15 protein-coding genes are annotated in these 18,346 nt (G+C 34.8%); 3 read left to right on the top strand and 12 right to left on the bottom strand.

Going from position 1 to position 18,346, the window contains the following annotated elements:
• Nucleotide 1 precedes the first annotated feature (1 nt).
• From AOY20_RS11445 to AOY20_RS11435, 3 genes are all read right to left on the bottom strand, one after another.
• Nucleotides 2–880, bottom strand: coding sequence for a LysR substrate-binding domain-containing protein (locus AOY20_RS11445; RefSeq protein ID WP_054581982.1), 879 nt, complete (start codon nt 878–880; stop codon nt 2–4).
• A 364-nt stretch (nt 881–1,244) separates the two neighbouring features.
• Nucleotides 1,245–2,621, bottom strand: coding sequence for a multidrug transporter subunit MdtD (gene mdtD / locus AOY20_RS11440; protein WP_054581981.1), 1,377 nt, complete (start codon nt 2,619–2,621; stop codon nt 1,245–1,247).
• Nucleotides 2,622–2,663: 42 nt separating this feature from the next.
• A complete protein-coding gene (locus AOY20_RS11435) occupies nt 2,664–4,385 on the bottom strand; it encodes an electron transfer flavoprotein-ubiquinone oxidoreductase (protein ID WP_054581980.1) in 1,722 nt (573 codons plus the stop codon).
• A gap of 457 nt (nt 4,386–4,842) precedes the next feature.
• Here AOY20_RS11435 and AOY20_RS11430 point away from each other — a divergent pair, with 457 nt between their 5' ends.
• A complete protein-coding gene (locus AOY20_RS11430; RefSeq protein WP_054581979.1) occupies nt 4,843–5,079 on the top strand; it encodes a VF530 family protein in 237 nt (78 codons plus the stop codon).
• 153 nt (nt 5,080–5,232) lie between these two features.
• Here the strand turns inward: AOY20_RS11430 and AOY20_RS11425 are convergent, their stop codons facing one another.
• Nucleotides 5,233–6,432: an acyl-CoA dehydrogenase gene (locus tag AOY20_RS11425; protein ID WP_054581978.1), complete on the bottom strand. Its 1,200-nt coding sequence runs from the start codon at nt 6,430–6,432 to the stop codon at nt 5,233–5,235.
• 34 nt (nt 6,433–6,466) lie between these two features.
• Nucleotides 6,467–7,621, bottom strand: coding sequence for an acyl-CoA dehydrogenase family protein (locus AOY20_RS11420; RefSeq protein ID WP_054581977.1), 1,155 nt, complete (start codon nt 7,619–7,621; stop codon nt 6,467–6,469).
• Between the two features lie 528 nt (nt 7,622–8,149).
• On the opposite strand from AOY20_RS11420, the gene AOY20_RS11415 reads away from it, so the two are divergent.
• On the top strand, nt 8,150–8,854 hold the full coding sequence (locus AOY20_RS11415; RefSeq protein WP_054581976.1) for a nitroreductase: 705 nt from the start codon (nt 8,150–8,152) through the stop codon (nt 8,852–8,854).
• A 114-nt stretch (nt 8,855–8,968) separates the two neighbouring features.
• Here AOY20_RS11415 and aliA read toward each other — a convergent pair whose 3' ends face one another.
• The 4 genes from aliA to AOY20_RS11395 all read right to left on the bottom strand — a co-directional run bounded on the left by aliA (nt 8,969) and on the right by AOY20_RS11395 (nt 13,556).
• On the bottom strand, nt 8,969–10,618 hold the full coding sequence (gene aliA / locus AOY20_RS11410; RefSeq protein WP_054581975.1) for a cyclohexanecarboxylate-CoA ligase: 1,650 nt from the start codon (nt 10,616–10,618) through the stop codon (nt 8,969–8,971).
• 150 nt (nt 10,619–10,768) lie between these two features.
• Nucleotides 10,769–11,926, bottom strand: coding sequence for a cyclohexanecarboxyl-CoA dehydrogenase (gene aliB / locus AOY20_RS11405; RefSeq protein WP_054581974.1), 1,158 nt, complete (start codon nt 11,924–11,926; stop codon nt 10,769–10,771).
• A 12-nt stretch (nt 11,927–11,938) separates the two neighbouring features.
• Nucleotides 11,939–12,721, bottom strand: coding sequence for a 2-ketocyclohexanecarboxyl-CoA hydrolase (gene badI, locus AOY20_RS11400; RefSeq protein ID WP_054581973.1), 783 nt, complete (start codon nt 12,719–12,721; stop codon nt 11,939–11,941).
• A gap of 70 nt (nt 12,722–12,791) precedes the next feature.
• Nucleotides 12,792–13,556, bottom strand: coding sequence for a glucose 1-dehydrogenase (locus AOY20_RS11395; protein ID WP_054581972.1), 765 nt, complete (start codon nt 13,554–13,556; stop codon nt 12,792–12,794).
• Nucleotides 13,557–14,008: 452 nt separating this feature from the next.
• Here AOY20_RS11395 and AOY20_RS11390 point away from each other — a divergent pair, with 452 nt between their 5' ends.
• A complete protein-coding gene (locus tag AOY20_RS11390) occupies nt 14,009–14,500 on the top strand; it encodes a MarR family winged helix-turn-helix transcriptional regulator (RefSeq protein ID WP_054581971.1) in 492 nt (163 codons plus the stop codon).
• A 60-nt stretch (nt 14,501–14,560) separates the two neighbouring features.
• On the opposite strand, the gene AOY20_RS11385 is transcribed toward AOY20_RS11390, so the two are convergent.
• The 3 genes from AOY20_RS11385 to AOY20_RS11375 are packed head-to-tail and all read right to left on the bottom strand — an operon-like array spanning nt 14,561 to nt 17,891.
• Nucleotides 14,561–15,577, bottom strand: coding sequence for an HlyD family secretion protein (locus AOY20_RS11385; protein ID WP_054581970.1), 1,017 nt, complete (start codon nt 15,575–15,577; stop codon nt 14,561–14,563).
• Nucleotides 15,578–15,611: 34 nt separating this feature from the next.
• A complete protein-coding gene (locus tag AOY20_RS11380; RefSeq protein ID WP_054581969.1) occupies nt 15,612–15,812 on the bottom strand; it encodes a DUF1656 domain-containing protein in 201 nt (66 codons plus the stop codon).
• Nucleotides 15,813–15,839: 27 nt separating this feature from the next.
• Nucleotides 15,840–17,891, bottom strand: a complete 2,052-nt coding sequence (locus tag AOY20_RS11375; RefSeq protein WP_054581968.1) for an FUSC family protein — start codon at nt 17,889–17,891, stop codon at nt 15,840–15,842.
• Between the last annotated feature and the right edge of the window lie 455 nt (nt 17,892–18,346).

The raw sequence follows: 18,346 nt of genomic DNA, 5'->3' as shown, positions 1-18,346 counted from the left end.
TTTAATTAAGTTCCTTGATTAACCAATCCCTTATTTCAATAATTTTTTCTAATTTTGGTGAGTTTTGCGGAACAACAAGGTAATACCCTAAATCCCGTTTAAGCACATAATCTGAGAAATAAATCAAACTACCGTTTTCAATTTCCTGTTCTACAAGTTTGGTCTGTGCCATTGCAATACCTATTCCATCAATGGCAGCCTGATAAGCCAAAAGCGAGTTTGGCAAGATAAATTGGTCGGTTTCAGCACTTTCTATATTTTGTACGGCTAGCCACTCTGTCCAATCTAATTTTCTATAGTTAGAATGTATAAGCTTATACTTATTAACGTCCTGTGGAGCTGGTGGTCGGGTTAAATGACTAATCAGTGAGGGGCTACATACAGGTCTGATTTCATCACTACATAAAAAAAAGCTATCAACATCAGCCCAATTGCCATCCCCAAATTGTATTGCAGCATCCACATTTTCAATTGCAAAATCGACTGGAGCCACTTTGGTCTTAATATTGACTCTTAGTTTAGGATTATCAGCATGAAGCTTTTGTAAACGTCTAACCAGCCACTTAGCGGCAAAAGTAGAGTAAACACGTAATGCAATGTCATTATTTTTACGGTATGAACTCATACCACGAGTGGCAATAGCGATTTTATTAAAAGCTGGACCGATCTCTGCATAATATTTCACACCTGCTTCTGTCAGACTTATTCCTGATCGTTCTCGCTTAAAGAATTCAATTCCTAGATATTCTTCAATTAGTGTAATTTGACGACTCACAGCAGATTGACTGACGTATAACTCATCAGCAGCCTTTGTAAAACTTTTGTGTCTAGCAACACATTCGAATGTACGTAGGGCATTTAATGGTGGAATATCGCGCATATCAACCTCCTGTTGTAAAAGCACAGTATATGCAATAAATATTCTTCATCCGGAAGAACTGGCTCATCAATAAGTCGTAGAATCAGTATTTGCTTCATGACTATATGTATTACAGCATACATTTTTGTATTTAGGATTAATTACTAAAAACTCATATGCCTATGAGTTATAAAAACAGCCTCCTAGGAGACTGTTTTACCTAAAAAATAAAAATGAAGAGTTATAAATAACTACTGCATATAGGGTAAAAATTACATCACCGCATTGAGCGTTACCCTTGTGATGTTCTTTAAAGGGGAACTTGTTAATTAACCTTTCCCCTCTGTAATTCACATTCAATTTCTTTAAATAATTTATTCAATAGCTAAACTTTTTTCTTAAGCTTAGAGAAGATTAATGCCGTAATAATATTGATTACCCCCATACAAACTAATGTTGAATGGAAGGCATGAACCGTATTACCTACGCCATAATGGTCAGTAAAGAGATTCAAAATAGTGCCTGACATTGCAATACCAATACTCATAGAAAGCATCATAATCATGGACAAAAAGCTATTACCAGGACTCGACTCTTCTACACTTAACTCACTTAATGTCAAAGCATTCATAGCTACGAACTGTAAAGAGTTTAAAACGCCAAATACAAAAAAATGAATCGCTTTAAACCATATTGGCGTATCTAAATGAGTAAATGTGAAGCTTACAATGCATAAACCTACCAATAATGAGTTGATAATGAGAAAACGCCGATAGCCTAATCTCTGCATAATTGGTCGAATAATTGACTTTGAAAATAAGGAGCCCAATACGAGCGGAGTCATCATTAAACCTGCTATATAAGGTTCAATTTTAAATGCAACTTGCAACATTAAGGGCAAAAGAAATGGAAGTGAATTCCCTCCCAATCGTGCAAACAAATTTCCTAAAATGCCTATGGTAAAAGTTCGGTTCCTGAAAAGGTGTGCTCTGAATAATGCATCTGGGTTAGCGTTTGCATGAAATATATATAAAGCTATTGCAATACACGCTACACCTAAACAAAAGACAATCATATTTATCGAATGACTTACGTTCGTAATTTGCTCAATGCCTAGAACAATGCCAATCATTGCGCATGCAATCAGAAGAAAACCACTTAAATCAAATCTATTTACATTTTTTTCAATAACATTTGGCATGACTTTTAAAGTAAATATCATTCCAATTAAACCAATAGGTATATTTACCCAAAAAATCCAATGCCAAGTTGCTGCTTTTAACAACCACCCACCTAATGCAGGTCCAATTAATGGTCCTATTAATCCTGATATATTCATGGTGCTTATAGCAGAAATAAACTGCCCTTTAGGTATAACCTTTAATAAAGCCAGTCTTGCAACAGGCATTAACAAAGCCCCACCTAATCCTTGAAGAATTCGAAAAAAAATTAATTGATCAAGTGTTTGTGACAAACCACATCCCAATGAAGCTAGGGTGAAAATAAGAATAGAAAGAAAATAAACCTTCTTTAATCCATATTTATCTGCAAGCCATCCACTGATAGGTATTCCTGCCGCAACTGCCAATATATAGCCAATAACGACACCGTGAATATCTAATGGATTTTCATTTAAACTATGTGCAATAGCAGGTAAAGCAGTAAAGATAATGGTCGTATCCAGAGCCTGCATGAAAAAACCAACAGATGCTAATAAAACCAATCCTCTAAATTCAGGCTGTAACTTGCTATGTTCTTCCATGAATATCTCTTTACAGCGCTTCAATTTTAAATCGTTAAGGAGTTACATATTCGGATAATTCGGACCACCAGCACCTTCCGGTACTACCCAGGTGATATTCTGAGAAGGATCTTTAATGTCACATGTTTTGCAGTGCACACAGTTTGCCGCATTGATTTGGAAACGCTTTGAACGATCATCATTTTCCATGATTTCATACACACCTGCAGGACAATAACGCTGAGCAGGCTCATCCCATTTCGGTAAGTTCACGTTTACAGGAATCGATGGATCAGTCAGTTTTAAATGCGCTGGTTGATTTTCCTCATGCACCGTATTCGATACAAACACTGAAGATAAACGGTCAAATGTTAATTTACCATCTGGTTTAGGATAGTTCGGTTTAAACGTTCCAGCATCTTGCGTTTTAAGCGAACTAAAGTCTGGCGTTAAATCATGCAGTGTAAATGGTACTTTAAACACGTTTTGATCGATGAAGTTAAATGCACCACCCATCCATTGACCAAATTTATGCATTGCAGGGCCAAAGTTACGAGAGTTATATAACTCTTCTTTGAGCCAGCTGTTGTTAAATTTGTCTGTATATGAAGTCAATTCTTTAACAAATAAGTCTTCACCTTCAACTGCACGTGCAACAGCGATATCACCGCCTTTTTCTACACCGGCTGCAATCGCTTCAAACACCGCTTCACCACACAACATGCCTGATTTCATAGCCGTGTGAGAACCTTTGATTTTTGCGAAGTTTAAGAAACCTGCATCATCACCGATTAAACATCCACCTGGGAACGTGAGCTTAGGAAGTGAGTTAAAACCACCTTTAACAACGGCACGCGCACCATAAGAAATACGCTTACCACCCTCAAGGAATTGCTTGATCAGAGGGTGTGTTTTCCAACGTTGCATTTCCATGAATGGGTACATGTGTGGGTTGGTGTAAGACAAGTCCACAATCATCCCTAAAGTCACTTGATTGTTTTCAGCATGGTAGAGCCACCAACCGCCTGAAGAACCTGTTTCACTTAAAGGCCAACCAGCACCATGCATCACCGTCCCTGCTTTATGTTTAGCAGGATCGATTTCCCATAGCTCTTTAATCCCAATACCGTAATGTTGAGGATCCGCATCTTTATCTAAGTTGAATTTAGAAATTAAGCGCTTACCTAAGTGGCCGCGGCAACCTTCAGCAAATAATGTGTATTTTGCATGTAGTTCATAACCAGGTGTGAAGTTATGTGTTGGTTCACCATCTTTACCAATACCCATATGACCCGTCTGAATACCTTTTACAGTACCATCTTCATTATAAAGAATTTCTGTTGCTGCAAAGCCAGGGAAGATAGATACTTCAAGCTCTTCAGCTTTTTGACCTAACCAACGCACGACATTGCCAAGAGAGATGACATAGTTGCCATCATTGTGCATGGTTTTAGGTACCATCCAATGCGGTGCTTCTTGAGATTTTGTATCAGAAAGTAAGAAGAAAGTTTTGTCTTCAGTCACAGGTACATTTAAAGGTGCACCTTCTTCTTTCCAATTTGGGAAAAGCTCATTCATGGCACGAGGTTCAAGTACAGCACCCGATAGGATATGCGCACCCACTTCAGAGCCTTTTTCGACGACACACACGGACAAATCGTTTAGGTTATTTTCAATTGCAAGTTGACGGATTTTAATCGCGGCGGAAAGACCGGCAGGGCCTGCACCTACGATGACTACGTCAAACTCCATTGACTCTCGATCAATTTCCGATTCTGGGAACATCCGTATCTACCTACAACCCATCACAATTCATATGTAAAAGTATAGATAGACTGTCATCAACTAAATTTCGGAAAACTCATCTAAGCAGAACTTAAAGGAACAAAGATAGCTACCTTCATTATTCTACTTTTAAAATATTTTTAGTGAAAAATCATATTCTCAGCTAAGTTCATGAACCAATCATTCCAAAAATTGAAACTTTATTACCATAAGTCATTAAATTAATTACCAAATAATCATAAATTCATTTATGAACTACACTTTAGGTAGACATAAGTTAAATAAGATATTATGTAAGTTACCTTCTGATATACGGTTTGCCATGTACTACAATGACTTCCTAATTATTAGAGTCTGATTAATTTTCTATGTTAATTACGTTTAAGTTCGAATCCTCTCAACGTTCAACAATCTCGGGTTATAATGATGACCTCCTCAAATATGGTTGACCTATTTTATGAATGCCTCCAATGACCCTTTACATGGCAAAAAACTTGCTGATATTTTGGATGAATTATTGGATTATTACGGTGGCTTTGAGGGTTTAAGTCGTAAAATTGAAATTAGATGTTTTTGTATAGATCCAAGTGTTAAATCATCATTACGATTCTTGCGCACTACACCATGGGCACGTGAAAAAGTAGAAAGTTTATATTTATATGTTTTACGCCAAAAAGCCAAACAAAAATTGTAGTGGTTATTAAAACCCAACCTTAGCAAATATTTTAAATTAAATTTATTAATTCCCGATTTCAAAGTTTAATCACGACAGTTTAATAACGTGAATTCTTGTAATTCACGTTATTAATAATTTATTTATGATCAATGTCTTAGAAATTGATTAATATCAATTACAAAAAGCAGCTATTCCTGTTTGAGCACGACCTAAAATTAAAGCATGTACATCATGAGTACCTTCATAAGTATTAACAACTTCTAAATTGACTAAATGACGAGCTACACCAAATTCATCACTAATTCCGTTTCCACCCATCATGTCACGTGCTAATCGAGCAATATCTAATGCTTTACCACAATTATTACGTTTTATGAGCGAAGTTCCTTCTATTGATGCAATTCCCTCATCTTTCATACGTCCAAAACGTAATGCTATCTGTAAACCTAATGCAATTTCAGTTTGCATATCTGCCAATTTTTTCTGTATTAACTGATTTGCAGCTAATGGACGACCAAATTGTTTACGATCCATTGTATATTGATGTGCAGTGTGCCAACAAAATTCTGCCGCACCCATTGCACCCCAAGCAATACCATAACGTGCGCTATTTAAACAAGTAAATGGGCCTTTAAGACCTCGTATTTCAGGGAATACATTTTCTTCAGGAACAAAGACATTATCCATCACGATTTCACCTGTAATGGATGCTCGTAAACCTACTTTTCCATGAATAGCAGGTGCTGATAAACCTTGCCAATCTTTTTCTAAAATAAAGCCACGAATATCGCCGACATTTCCTTCAGTGGAAACTTCTTTAGCCCACACAACAAATACATCTGCAATTGGGCTGTTGGTAATCCACATTTTATTACCGGTTAATCTATAACCACCATCTACTTTTTTAGCACGAGTAATCATACTGCCAGGATCTGATCCATGATCAGGTTCCGTTAAACCAAAACAACCAATATATTCACCCGTTGCTAATTTTGGTAAATATTTTTGCTTTTGTTCTTCAGAACCAAACTCATTAATTGGAACCATAACCAATGAGCTTTGTACGCTTGCCATAGAGCGATAACCTGAATCGACACGTTCAATTTCACGAGCAATTAGACCATAACTCACATAATTTAAGCCTGAACCACCATATTGTTCTGGGATTGTTGGACCAAGTAATCCTAACTCACCCATTTCACGAAAAATATTCGGATCGGTTTTTTCATAGCGAAATTGTTCTAATACACGAGGCATTAACTTATTCTGTGAATAAGCCTGTGCTGTGTTTCTAATCATTCGTTCTTCTTCAGTCAACTGCTGCTCAAGTAGAAACGGATCTTGCCAATCAAATTTAACTTTAGTTGTCATTTCAATACTTCCCTATTTAAAAAAAATTATCTACTTAAGTTATAGCTTGTTTAATCATTTCACGAGCGATAATGACTTGCTGAATTTGAGTTGTTCCTTCATAAAGGCGGAATAACCGTACATCACGATAAAAACGTTCAATAGAATATTCACTGATATAACCTGCACCACCATGTATTTGTAAGCAACGATCTGCAACACGACCACACATTTCTGTAGCAAACATTTTTGCACAAGAGGATTCTATTGTTACATTCTGACCTAAATCACGTAAACGAGCTGCATCTAGCACCATGCATTTTGCGGCATAAATTTCAGCTTTAGAGTCTGCAAGCATTCCTTGTATTAATTGAAAATTGGCAATTGGTTGATTAAATTGCTTACGTTCTACTGCATAATTTAAAGCATCTTTTAGCATACGTTCTGCCATACCAACGCTATAACCTGCAATATGCAAACGACCTTTATCTAATACACGCATTGCTGTTTTAAAACCAATACCTTCAATACCACCAATTAATTGATCTTTATGTACTTTACAATTATCAAAGATAACATCACAAGTATAGGAACCATGTTGTCCCATTTTTTTATCAATCTTACCTAAACTTAGACCAACAGTACCCGCTTCTACCAAAAATGCCGAAATACCACTCGCCCCTTTAATGTCAGGGTTTGTACGTGCCATAACGGTAAACGTGGTTGCACGAGGCGCATTAGTAATAAAGCGTTTAGTACCATTTAAGATATAATAATCACCATCTTTGGTTGCGCTTGTTTTTAAAGATGCTGCATCGGAACCAGAATCTGGCTCTGTTAAACAAAATGAGCCAATATATTCACCTGTTGCATAGCGCGGTAAATATTTCTGTTTTTGGGCATCTGTTCCATCAATTAAAATACCACTCGAACCAATACCATTATTGGTTCCAATAAGAGAACGAAAAGCAGCTGAAGTTTTTCCAAGCTCCATTGCGACAAAAATCTCTTCTTCCATGGTAATACCGAGACCACCATATTCTTCAGGAATGGTAAGACCAAATAAGCCAAGTTCTTTCATTTGACTCACAATGTGATCAGGAATCGCATTGCTTTCTTCAACTTCATGTTCTAATGGTACAAGTTCATTTTGTACAAAGTCTCGAATTGTAGATAAAAGCTGATCTAACATTTCTTGATCACGAATCATATTAATCTCCATTTAATTACGATATTGCTGTAAATTCCTTTCTCTTTAATTTTAAATAACCATTTTAATACAAGGTCTTAATTCATTTTTGAAGAAAATTTTGAAAATTAGACTTAAATTTACAACGAGATAAAAATAATCTGTACGAATGTTTTTATCTGCAATAACTTTCATCTAAATTGAATGCCTAAATTATGTCTAAAATAAGCATCTTAAATATTTTTAACTATATAAGCAGATTAGTTTAGCTATAAATTTATGTCAATATATTTACATATATATTTTAATTAAATAAAAATAATTCATATATTTATTTACAGTTATTTAATTTTAAATATATGTATATTGACATAAAACAAATAAAATTTATGCTGTTAAATATATTTTTTAAGGAGCCTTATATGAATCAAGATTTGAAATCATCTTCAGATAACTGAGATATCATTCTTTTATCTACATAGTACTGAGATTTTAAAGGATATTATTCACACTCAGAGAGATGTGAAATTTATATAAAAAGGAATTCAAATGCATCAAGAATTACAAACTGCTGTTGATCATGTTATTCGCTCTAGGCACTCTGTTCGTGCTTTTACTCATCAGCCTGTTGAAACACAAATTATTAAAGATATTTTGACGATTTCAAGCAGAGCACCATCTGGAAATAATATTCAACCTTGGAAAGTGTATGTTGTTACAGGAAAAAAACGTGAAGAATTAATACAACAAGTCTGTCAGGCACAAACTGAATTATTTAATAATCCTGAAAAAACATATCAATATCAGGAGACATTTAAATATTATCCTGAACAGTGGGCTTCCCCTTTTATTGAACGCCGTAGGGAAAATGGTTGGGGATTATACGGTTTGCTTGATATTAAAAAAGGTGAAACAGAAAAAATGCAAGCTCAGCATTTACGCAATTATCAATTATTTGATGCGCCTGTAGGACTATTTTTTACTTTACATAAATCACTTGCTACAGGTTCAAAAATGGATCTATCAATGATGATTCAAAACGTGATGATTGCAGCAAAAGCACGAGGTTTAGATACTTGCCCACAAGCAGCATGGAATCCATTTTCTTCAGTTGTTTCTGAAGTTTTAAATATTCCAAATGATGAAGAACTTATTTGTACTGTAGCTTTAGGCTATGCTGATGATACTCAAGTGATTAATAATTTCTATACACCACGTATTCCATTAGAAGAATTTACTGTGTTCTGTGAATAATACGTAAATTTCTAAAAATCCATATCAGCTCTAACATTCACATGATAAGAGCTGATGAAAATAATGTTAAATTTTATTCGACACAATAATATAGAAAAGCTTTTCATTTAACATTTATACGGTTTCACTTTGCTGCAATAAATCACGAATTTTAAATTTTTGAATTTTCCCTGATGGTGTCATTGGAATTTCATCCCATATTTCTAAACGTTCAGGTAAATATTGATTCGCTAGATTATGTACTTTTAAGAAATCAATTAAATCTTTCAGTTCTATTTCAGAAGTGCCTTCTTTTAGCTTTATGACAGCACAGGCTTTTTCTCCCATTCTCTCATCTGGATAAGGAACCAATGCAACAGTAGCAACATTTGGATGTAAATAAATTAAAGATTCAACTTCACTCACAGGTATATTTTCACCACCTCGAATAATGACATCCTTTTTACGACCTGCAATACGGATATAACCTAGCTCATTTATGTAGGCAATATCACCTGTATCAAACCAATCATCTTTATCTGTTTCATTTAAATGTGGACGTTTTAAATATCCACCAAAATTTGAACAACTACGAATCATCAGTGTGCCAGATTGATATGCTGGTAATATTTCACCACGATCATCAACAATTTTTACTTCAACACCAGGAAGTGGAAGTCCATCTGTATTAAATGCACGTTCATCATCATCTTCTGGGCAAGTGGTTGTAACTGCACCACATTCCGTCATTCCCCAAGCAGAAATTACTTTTACACCTATATTTTGACGTGCTTTTTGTACCAATGTACTCGGAATTGGCGCACCTGCACATAAGAATAACTTTAAACTATCTAAGGATTGATGGGTATCTACAACGGCTTCTGATAAATCATTTAAAAATGGGGTTGATGCCATTGTAAAAGTCACTTGATGTTTATTAATTAAATCAATAGCAATATTTACATCCCAGACATCTTGTAATACTGCTTTGGCTTTGAGTAATACAGGCATAATTAAACCGTACATAAAACCTGTCTGATGTGCCATCGGAGAACCCATCAAAATCACATCTTCCTTACTTAAATGTAAACGTTTTGCATAAGGGATAATATTGGAAAATAAGGTGTTTGCAGTATGCATAACCCCTTTAGGTTCACCTGTTGTTCCTGATGTAAATACCAGCTGAGCAATATCATCCGCAGTAATAGTGACATCGTTTAGCGTATTTAAAATTTGTAGATCATGATCTAAACCATGATTAAGCAATAATTTCTCAAAACTATTATCACCATCTCCACCAATCACGACAATATGTTCTAGGCTCTCAATATTATTTTGTAGCTGATAAGCTAATTTTTCATGTTCAAATTTACGAAAAGTTTTCGGTACGATAAAAATCTTACTTTCCGTATGTTTTAGCATGAATGAAAGCTCTCGCTCCCTAAAAATTGGCATTAGTGGATTAAGAACCGCGCCAATACGACGACATGCGATATACAATAAAGTAAATTCCCACCAATTAGGCAATTGGCAAGAGACGATATCTGTTTTTTGAATACCTAAACTTTTTAATCCTAAAGCAATTTTATTTGCTGTATGTAACATTTCCCTATAGGTGAAGCTTTTTTCTGACTTGTCTTCAGTTTTATAACTGATCAATGCAACTTTATCAGGATACTGATGTACCGCTTCATTTAACGATTGAAGGATTGTTTTATTTAACCAATATCCTTGATCCAACATTTGTTCACGGCGTGGGGGTAATAGAATCGCATCAAAATCCATTTCCTAACTCCAATTTTATAATTATTCAATTACTCTATTTTTAAACCACACAATAGAGATCCATCATCACATTGCAGATTATATATTCTATAGATTATTCAAATAATTATTCGAATAATCTAAAAGATGAATAAAATAACGGTGTTTCTTTTATGCAGGAACTGCTTTACGACCTGCTTTATGTCTTGCAATGATTGTTTTCATGATTTGTGCTGTCCCATCACCAATTTGAAAACCTAATACATCACGTAAGCGCTGCTCCATAACACCACGATCATAACCTGCATGACCAAAAGTTAATAAACATTGATGAATAACATCGTAAGATAATTTTGGTCCCCACCATTTACACATACCAGCTTCTGATGTGTGAGGTAGATGATTATCTTTAAGCCATAAAGTTTGTAGGCAAAGTAATCGTGCAGCTTCAACTTGTGTTTCATACTCTGCTAGAGGATGAGAAACACCTTGAAAAGCACTTAATGGTTTACCAAAAGCTTCGCGCTGTGCTGCATATTCCCAAGCTTCATCAAGGCTAATACGTGCAACAGCTAAAACTTGTAGACCAATTAATGCACGTGAAAAATCAAAACCTTGCATAACTTGGACAAAGCCTTTATTTTCATCACCTAAACGATGGTTAACTGGAACACGTACATTATCAAAGAAAATTGAACCGCGCCCAATGGCACGTTGTCCATGACAATCAAAACGTGTTGTTGTTATTCCTGGTAAATTCATTGGAACTAAAAGTGCGGTAACGCCGTGTGCACCGCTTTCAATAGAACCTGTACGACCAAAAACAACAGAAGCATCAGCCTGATCAGCAGCAGAAATAGATGTTTTTTCTCCATTAATCACATATTCATCACCATCACGTTCAATTTTTAAACGTAGGTTTGCAGCATCTGAGCCTCCTCTTGGCTCTGTTAATGCAATTGAAAATATGACTTCGCCTGCTGTTAGTTTTTTTAACCACGGTTCTACGACTTCAAACTGTCCGTGTTCTGCTAAAATTTGACCATTTAATGAAGCAAGTAAGTTGATATAAGAAAAACTAAGATCAGCTTTGGCAACTGCTTCATGAATAACACCTGCGGCTAGACGTCCCATTCCTTGACCACCATATTGTTCAGGAAGTTCTGGTGCAATAAAACCCATTTCTCCCATTTTTTTCATAAGATCACGATCAAAATTTCTACTTTGATCACGCTCTAGAAAGCCTGGTGCAATATATTTTTGGGCAAACTTTTCAGCAGTTTCTGCTAAAAATTCTAATTCTTCTGTGATATAAGGATTTTTACTCATGGTAGTGACTCCTTATTTATAATACTTACGAAATTCAGGTTTACGTTTTTCCTTCAGCGCATTGACGCCTTCGCGAGACTCTTCTGTATCGTAGTAAAGTTTTAATGCATACATTCCCATACCTGCTATACCTGCCTGATGAGCTGTATCCATATTAAAGCTACGTTTTGCAATGGCTAAGGCAGTTGGGCTTCGCTCACAGAGTTCTTCACCCCATGCTTGTACTTCTGCATCTAATTGATCTGCTGGTACGCATTTATTTGCTAACCCGATATCAACTGCTTCTTGCCCCGAATAACGTCGGCACATATACCAAATTTCACGTGCTTTCTTTTCACCAACAACGCGAGCTAAAAAAGCAGTACCATAACCGGGATCTACAGAGCCCATTTTTGGTCCAACTTGACCAAAAATTGCATTTTCAGAACAAATGGTTAAATCACAAATTGTTGCTAAAACATTCCCGCCACCAATTGCATATCCTTGCACACGGGCAATAACAGGTTTAGGTACGTCACGAATTGCTGTATGTAACTCTTCCATTGGAAGACCAATCGTGCCACGTCCATCATAATTACCGTTGTGTGCAGATTGATCACCACCTGTACAAAATGCTTTTTCACCTGCACCAGTTAATACAATTGCACCTACATCACGGTCATAACCTGCTTTATTTAATGCACGAATAATTTCATCACAAGTTTGCCCACGAAAAGCATTCATTTTTTCTGGTCGATTAATCGTAATCCAAGCAACGCCATTTTTAATTTCATATAAAATATCTTCAAAATTCATTTTATTTACTTCCTGTACTCTTTTATTTATGTGCCTAAATCATTTAGGTTTAAATCAGGTGATTATTTTCTTAACCATTCATGGTTAAACCACCTGATACACTTAATACCTGCCCTGTAATAAAGCTGGCATCATCACTTAAGAAAAATGCAATTGAAGATGCCAGATCTTCTGGTTGACCTAAACGACCAAGTGGAATAGCACGAATAAATGCATCACGCAATTTCTCCGGATTTGAAGCGCCTTCCGTTACACCCGCTAGTAATGCTGTATCTGTAGGACCAGGACAAATGACATTCACTTTAATATTATGTCGTGAATGTTCACGTGCTAATGTTTTGGAAAAGGAAACTAAACCACCTTTACATGCGGCATAAACAGCTTCACCTGAAGAACCAACTCGTGCAGCATCTGATGCAATATTTACAATGCTTCCAGAGTTACGAGCGACCATGCCTTTGAGTACTGCATAGTGCATATTGAGCATACCCATCAAATTAATTTGAATCAGTTTGTCCCATTCTTCTGGCGTACTTTTAATAAATGGTTTGAACACATCCCAACCTGCATTATTCACTAATCCATCTATTGGACCTAACTCAGCTTCGGTTTTTTGTACTGCTTCTTCAACAATACTATGTTGAGTAATATCACATTGAATGGCGAATGCCTTACCGTATTGATTAATTTCATTTTCAAGTTTTTTAGCTGCAGCTAAATTCATATCAAAAATTGCAACTTTTGCCCCTTCTTGTGCCAATCTTCGGCAAGTTGCAGAACCAATTCCACCCGCTCCACCTGTCACAATAATGACTTTATTTTCTAGTCCTTTCATACTTGCTCCTTGTCTGATTTTTTATCAAACCCAATTAACTTTTGTTCTAATTCAATATGTTCTAACTAAAATAGAAAGAGAATTCAATTATGTCAATATATTTACATAAAATAAAATTAATTTAATATTAAATTAATGTAAATCAATATAATATATTTTTTATATCTCAAATGCATTGACACAAAATATTTTTGTATTTAGATTTGGGTTAGTCATATATTTTAAATATGACGAAATAAAAACTAAAATTGCAGATTATTATCATTTTGTTTTAATGGTTTTATTGCTGTTTAAACAAAAAATTAAAGCTGAATAAGCATATTTATATTCATATATTGCTTACGAAATACCATGATTTGGGATAAGCGTTAAATAAAACTACGATACGATCGAAAGTAGTCAGTTATAATTTATGGTGTAATTACACTTCTGTTCTAAGGATATTCCATACAGTGAGCGATACTTTTTCAAAAAAATATGATCAATCCTTATATTCTTCTCATAACAGGCTTTTTTTCCGCTTGTTTCAAGTTGGAAATAGTTTAGATCGAAAATGTTCAAATGAATTAGGAATTTCTCCAGTACATTGGTCTGTATTGGGTGCTTTATCACGACCTCAAGTTAAAGAAGGAATGTCTTTTTCAGACCTAACCGAATATTTAGGTGTAAGTCGCCAAAATTTAGATGCTGTTTTAAAGCGCCTAGAACGTGATGGTCTCGTAGAAAGAATTATTAGTGAACAAGATCGTAGAGCTAAAAATGTTGCTTTAACTGGCTTAGGCTTAAAAACATGGGATAACTTACAAGCCGATTTTTTTGATTTCTATGGGCAAGCATTAGATAAACTAAGCTTTGATGATGTCGCTACTTTGATTCATCTTTTAAACAAAGTAAATGATGGGTTAAAAACCATTAAAATTAAAAAAGAAGATCAAAATCAGTAATCTGTATTATTTTTCCAAACACAAGACTCTCATTTCTAATGAGAATCTTGTGTTTTCGAGCTAAATATCAGTTTTTTTATTTTTTTCTATATGTACTGTTGCTGTACGCCCTGCAACGAAAGATAGTTCATTGTTTGGTGATTCATCAAGTACAATTTTAACAGGTACACGTTGTGCTAAACGAACCCAACTAAAGGTTGGATTAACATTTGCTAAAAGGCCAGAACTGGTCGTCCGTTCACGATCTTCAATTCCTGAAGCAATACCTTGTACATGACCTTTAATTTTTTGTGAATCACCCATTAGCTGAATGGTTGCAGGTGCACCAATATAAATTTTATCTAGTTTAGTTTCTTCAAAATACCCCACAACATATAACTGTTTTCTATCTAATAATGCTGCAACAGCTTGCCCAGCTTTTATATAGTTACCTTTTTGTAACTCAAAATTTGATAATGTTCCATCTGATGGAGCAAGGACTTCTGAACGAGATAAATTGAGTTTTGCCAAATCAAGTTTGTTTTCAGCGGCTTGTATTAAAGCTTTTTGTTGTTCAATATTTGCTTTTGATTGTTGAATTGCTGCCATAAGCTGTTCATGGACAGCATGTAATTCATCACGTGTAGTCAAAATCTGTTCTTGCTCCTGCTTTGAAATTGCCCCTTCCATTAGACTTGAATATCTATTGACATTTTTATCAGCCAAATTAATACTTGCTTTTGACTTTATTAAATTGGCTTTGGCTTGTGCCAATTCAGCCTCAGCTTGAGCTAGACCTGCCTTAGCTTTTGTGATATCTACTTGTGCTTGTTCAACATCTAATTTTTGACGCTCGATATCAATTTTAAATAAAGGCTGTCCTTTTTTAATGGTCTGATTATCATGCACTAGTACTTCTGTTACTAAACCAGATACATCTGATGACACTTGAATCACATCACCGCGCACACGCCCATCTCTCGTCCATGGCTCAGAATTGTAATAATTCCAGATATGCCATATCACTAAAATGGTGAGAATAATCACTACAGTCAACAGTATAGGTCGCAAATATTTGCGTAAATTGACAGATGTCATATTTTGTTTACCTCAATCATTTTAATATCAGATTTCATAAAAACAGGCATACCCAATGCACTACACCAAGTAAGAGTAGGTAAATGCATAAGTAGAATAGGTTGGGCATGATGATCCAATCATTAGCAACTAAACGATCTAACCATTTCATGAGTACTTTAAGAATTCCATAGGCAATCACAGCTTGAATTAATAAAATTGGCACATAGACACCATATATATTTAATTCACCCATATGTTAATCCCCTTATCCCTACATATTTTATGGCGTCTTGGCATGACATAAGCTGCTACGAATATTGTTCAGTGAAATATGTAAACGTTGTAGAATATCTGTATCCTCTTGTATTAAAAGCTGCTCTTCCAAAATCTTTATTTGGTTTATTAATTGGATACAGATAATTTCATAATTTTGTTCAAATTCTTTAGCTTTAAAGTACTCATCAAGCTGGACTTTAAATTTTTCTAACTGCTCTATTAGAGGATCATTTTCAGGTAATTTAAGTACTATTTCTTGTAATCGTGCTAAATCAATTACAGCACTTGACTCAATGAGTGCTTTATTCATCATATTTTGTAAGCGTTCAGATTGAACTGCTTTAGTATTTAGTACTCCAATACGATCAAGCATAGTACGTAAATGAAGACGAAACTGAACACCATAAGGAATATAAAGTGCCTGACGAATTGCTCGATAGTGGATTGCTAAAATCCGCTGCACTGTTATATCTGGAGACATTGCACGTACTGCATTAATTATAAAAACAGCTATAATTGGTCCGATTAATGTGCCAATTGTCGCATCAAAGAAAAAAACTTGATCCAAAGTATAACGGTTCTGAAAATTCAGCCCCATAGTTGTTCCCATCAATAAAGGTAAGCCTATTCCAATTAATGGTGGGTGTAAAAAAAGCATTAAGCAATATATGCAAAATGGTGCAAGCACAAGTGCTAATTGCCAAAATTCTGTCACATATGGAAAAACCCCATAAGCGTAAATAAAAACCACAATAGCAGCGTAAAAATTACCTCTAATAAACATTTTTAATGCAGGAACTGGATTATCCATTGCTGTCAGAATACAAGCACTTATAGCTGCCATCTCAGCTAGCATAAAACCAGCTTTCCAACCACTGAGAATCCAAAAAGCTGTCGCAATAAAAACGATTAGACATGCAGAAATTCCACCTCTAATTGCTACACCATGATCACGATGTAGAGTGGGATAATTAGTACTAATTGGAACAATGACTTCAGGTAATGTTGTATCCCCGCTTTGAATTCTCTGCCAGATCAATTTTATTGCATGGATATTTTGAATAAAATGACGGATATCCATTTTCAAACTTTTTAATATAATAATTTGATTTTCTTTTGTGCTTTGAATGAGTTTTGAAAAATCTGAATCAAAATCTTCGGGGAGTAAATTTAATTCGGACTCTTTCAGTCTGTGCTCATCTGCTAAATATGTATTAATTTTAGAATGTAAATCTATTAATAATCTGCGATATTCCGTATCTATTAAATCTAACTGTTGTATACGTTCAGACATTGCAACCAAATTACTAATTAACATCGTAATTTGGTTGAGCATTTCCTGAAGTGGTTTGGTCATTCCTTGTAAAGTAGACTTTTCATAGCTTAAATGTACTGCCATTACATGAATATCTGCAATATCTCGAGCTAATTGGCTTAAAGCTTTTGTGTAATTATAGTCTTGATGAGGTTCTAATAAAATTTTATTAAAAATTTGCTGAGTATCTGTCAAGGTTTTACTGACACGCTCTTTTACTGCTGGTCCAATATGTATTGGAAAAATCGTCGTAGTGACAATTGCACTACAAACTACTCCGATAGTAATTTCTAAAAATCGTCCTACAGCCATCTCAAATAATGAAGCAGTATCAATAAAATAAACAATATTAAAGCTAATAATGACAGTAGTATATCCAGCCAACATTAATACATAGCTACGTGGTGTACGATCAAGCAGTGAGAAATATAAGCATAGACCTACCCAACAAGATAAGAATAAAGTAAATAACCAGGGTGTATTAATTAGCCAAGGCGTTACTGCAACAGCAACTATTGCCCCCAATAATGTACCAAATACACGATAGATACTTTTTGAAGTAGTCATCCCCGCATAAGGATTGGCAATAACGAAGACCGTACCAATTGCCCAAATTGGATAAGCAAGATTTAAACTAAAAGCAATATATAGTGCCAAAATGCCAGCCATAAACGTTTTAATCGCAAAAATCCAATCCATTTTATTTGGACGAAATGCAAGTAACGGTTTAATAAGCAGCATTGATTCTCTCAGAGGGGGATTTTATTTTCTATAAGTAAATTTCTTAGTCACTAATTCAAATGAATTAAGTAATAAAATTTTTACACATAAAAGACCATAAAATTAGAACATTCAGTCTTAACTGAAATTGATTGATAGAAAAAATAAGATGATCATTTATTCATCATTAGATATTTTGATCATTTATTTTTTCAAATGAATACAAGTATGTCAACAATAATATCTCATTATGATAATAATAGCTTTTTATATTGGCGATTTTGCATAAAATACACTATATTTTTGAAATACCCCCTCATATTTTGAGAATTTGAGTAAAATAGTTGTATCTATTACAACCTTTTAAGCTAAATTAGCTGTCTCTCTGTATTTTATTATTTTGATCTTATCAATCCTAAAATAGATCCTTCACATAGTAGGTTTATTATCTTAGTAACATGAAAATTCATGTTTTC

This window comes from Acinetobacter equi (genome assembly GCF_001307195.1).
GTDB classification, from domain to species: domain Bacteria; phylum Pseudomonadota; class Gammaproteobacteria; order Pseudomonadales; family Moraxellaceae; genus Acinetobacter; species Acinetobacter equi.
The sequence above is the reverse complement of the archived record's forward strand: the minus strand, read 5'-3'. Positions and strand labels throughout refer to the sequence as shown.

Bases quoted from the DNA above. Each gene is read 5' to 3' on its own strand.
- AOY20_RS11445 (WP_054581982.1), bottom strand. From the start codon at position 880: ATGCGCGATATTCCACCATTAAATGCCCTACGTACATTCGAATGTGTT.
- mdtD (WP_054581981.1), bottom strand. From the start codon at position 2,621: ATGGAAGAACATAGCAAGTTACAGCCTGAATTTAGAGGATTGGTTTTA.
- AOY20_RS11435 (WP_054581980.1), bottom strand. From the start codon at position 4,385: ATGTTCCCAGAATCGGAAATTGATCGAGAGTCAATGGAGTTTGACGTA.
- AOY20_RS11430 (WP_054581979.1), top strand. From the start codon at position 4,843: ATGAATGCCTCCAATGACCCTTTACATGGCAAAAAACTTGCTGATATT.
- AOY20_RS11425 (WP_054581978.1), bottom strand. From the start codon at position 6,432: ATGACAACTAAAGTTAAATTTGATTGGCAAGATCCGTTTCTACTTGAG.
- AOY20_RS11420 (WP_054581977.1), bottom strand. From the start codon at position 7,621: ATGATTCGTGATCAAGAAATGTTAGATCAGCTTTTATCTACAATTCGA.
- AOY20_RS11415 (WP_054581976.1), top strand. From the start codon at position 8,150: ATGCATCAAGAATTACAAACTGCTGTTGATCATGTTATTCGCTCTAGG.
- aliA (WP_054581975.1), bottom strand. From the start codon at position 10,618: ATGGATTTTGATGCGATTCTATTACCCCCACGCCGTGAACAAATGTTG.
- aliB (WP_054581974.1), bottom strand. From the start codon at position 11,926: ATGAGTAAAAATCCTTATATCACAGAAGAATTAGAATTTTTAGCAGAA.
- badI (WP_054581973.1), bottom strand. From the start codon at position 12,721: ATGAATTTTGAAGATATTTTATATGAAATTAAAAATGGCGTTGCTTGG.
- AOY20_RS11395 (WP_054581972.1), bottom strand. From the start codon at position 13,556: ATGAAAGGACTAGAAAATAAAGTCATTATTGTGACAGGTGGAGCGGGT.
- AOY20_RS11385 (WP_054581970.1), bottom strand. From the start codon at position 15,577: ATGACATCTGTCAATTTACGCAAATATTTGCGACCTATACTGTTGACT.
- AOY20_RS11380 (WP_054581969.1), bottom strand. From the start codon at position 15,812: ATGGGTGAATTAAATATATATGGTGTCTATGTGCCAATTTTATTAATT.
- AOY20_RS11375 (WP_054581968.1), bottom strand. From the start codon at position 17,891: ATGCTGCTTATTAAACCGTTACTTGCATTTCGTCCAAATAAAATGGAT.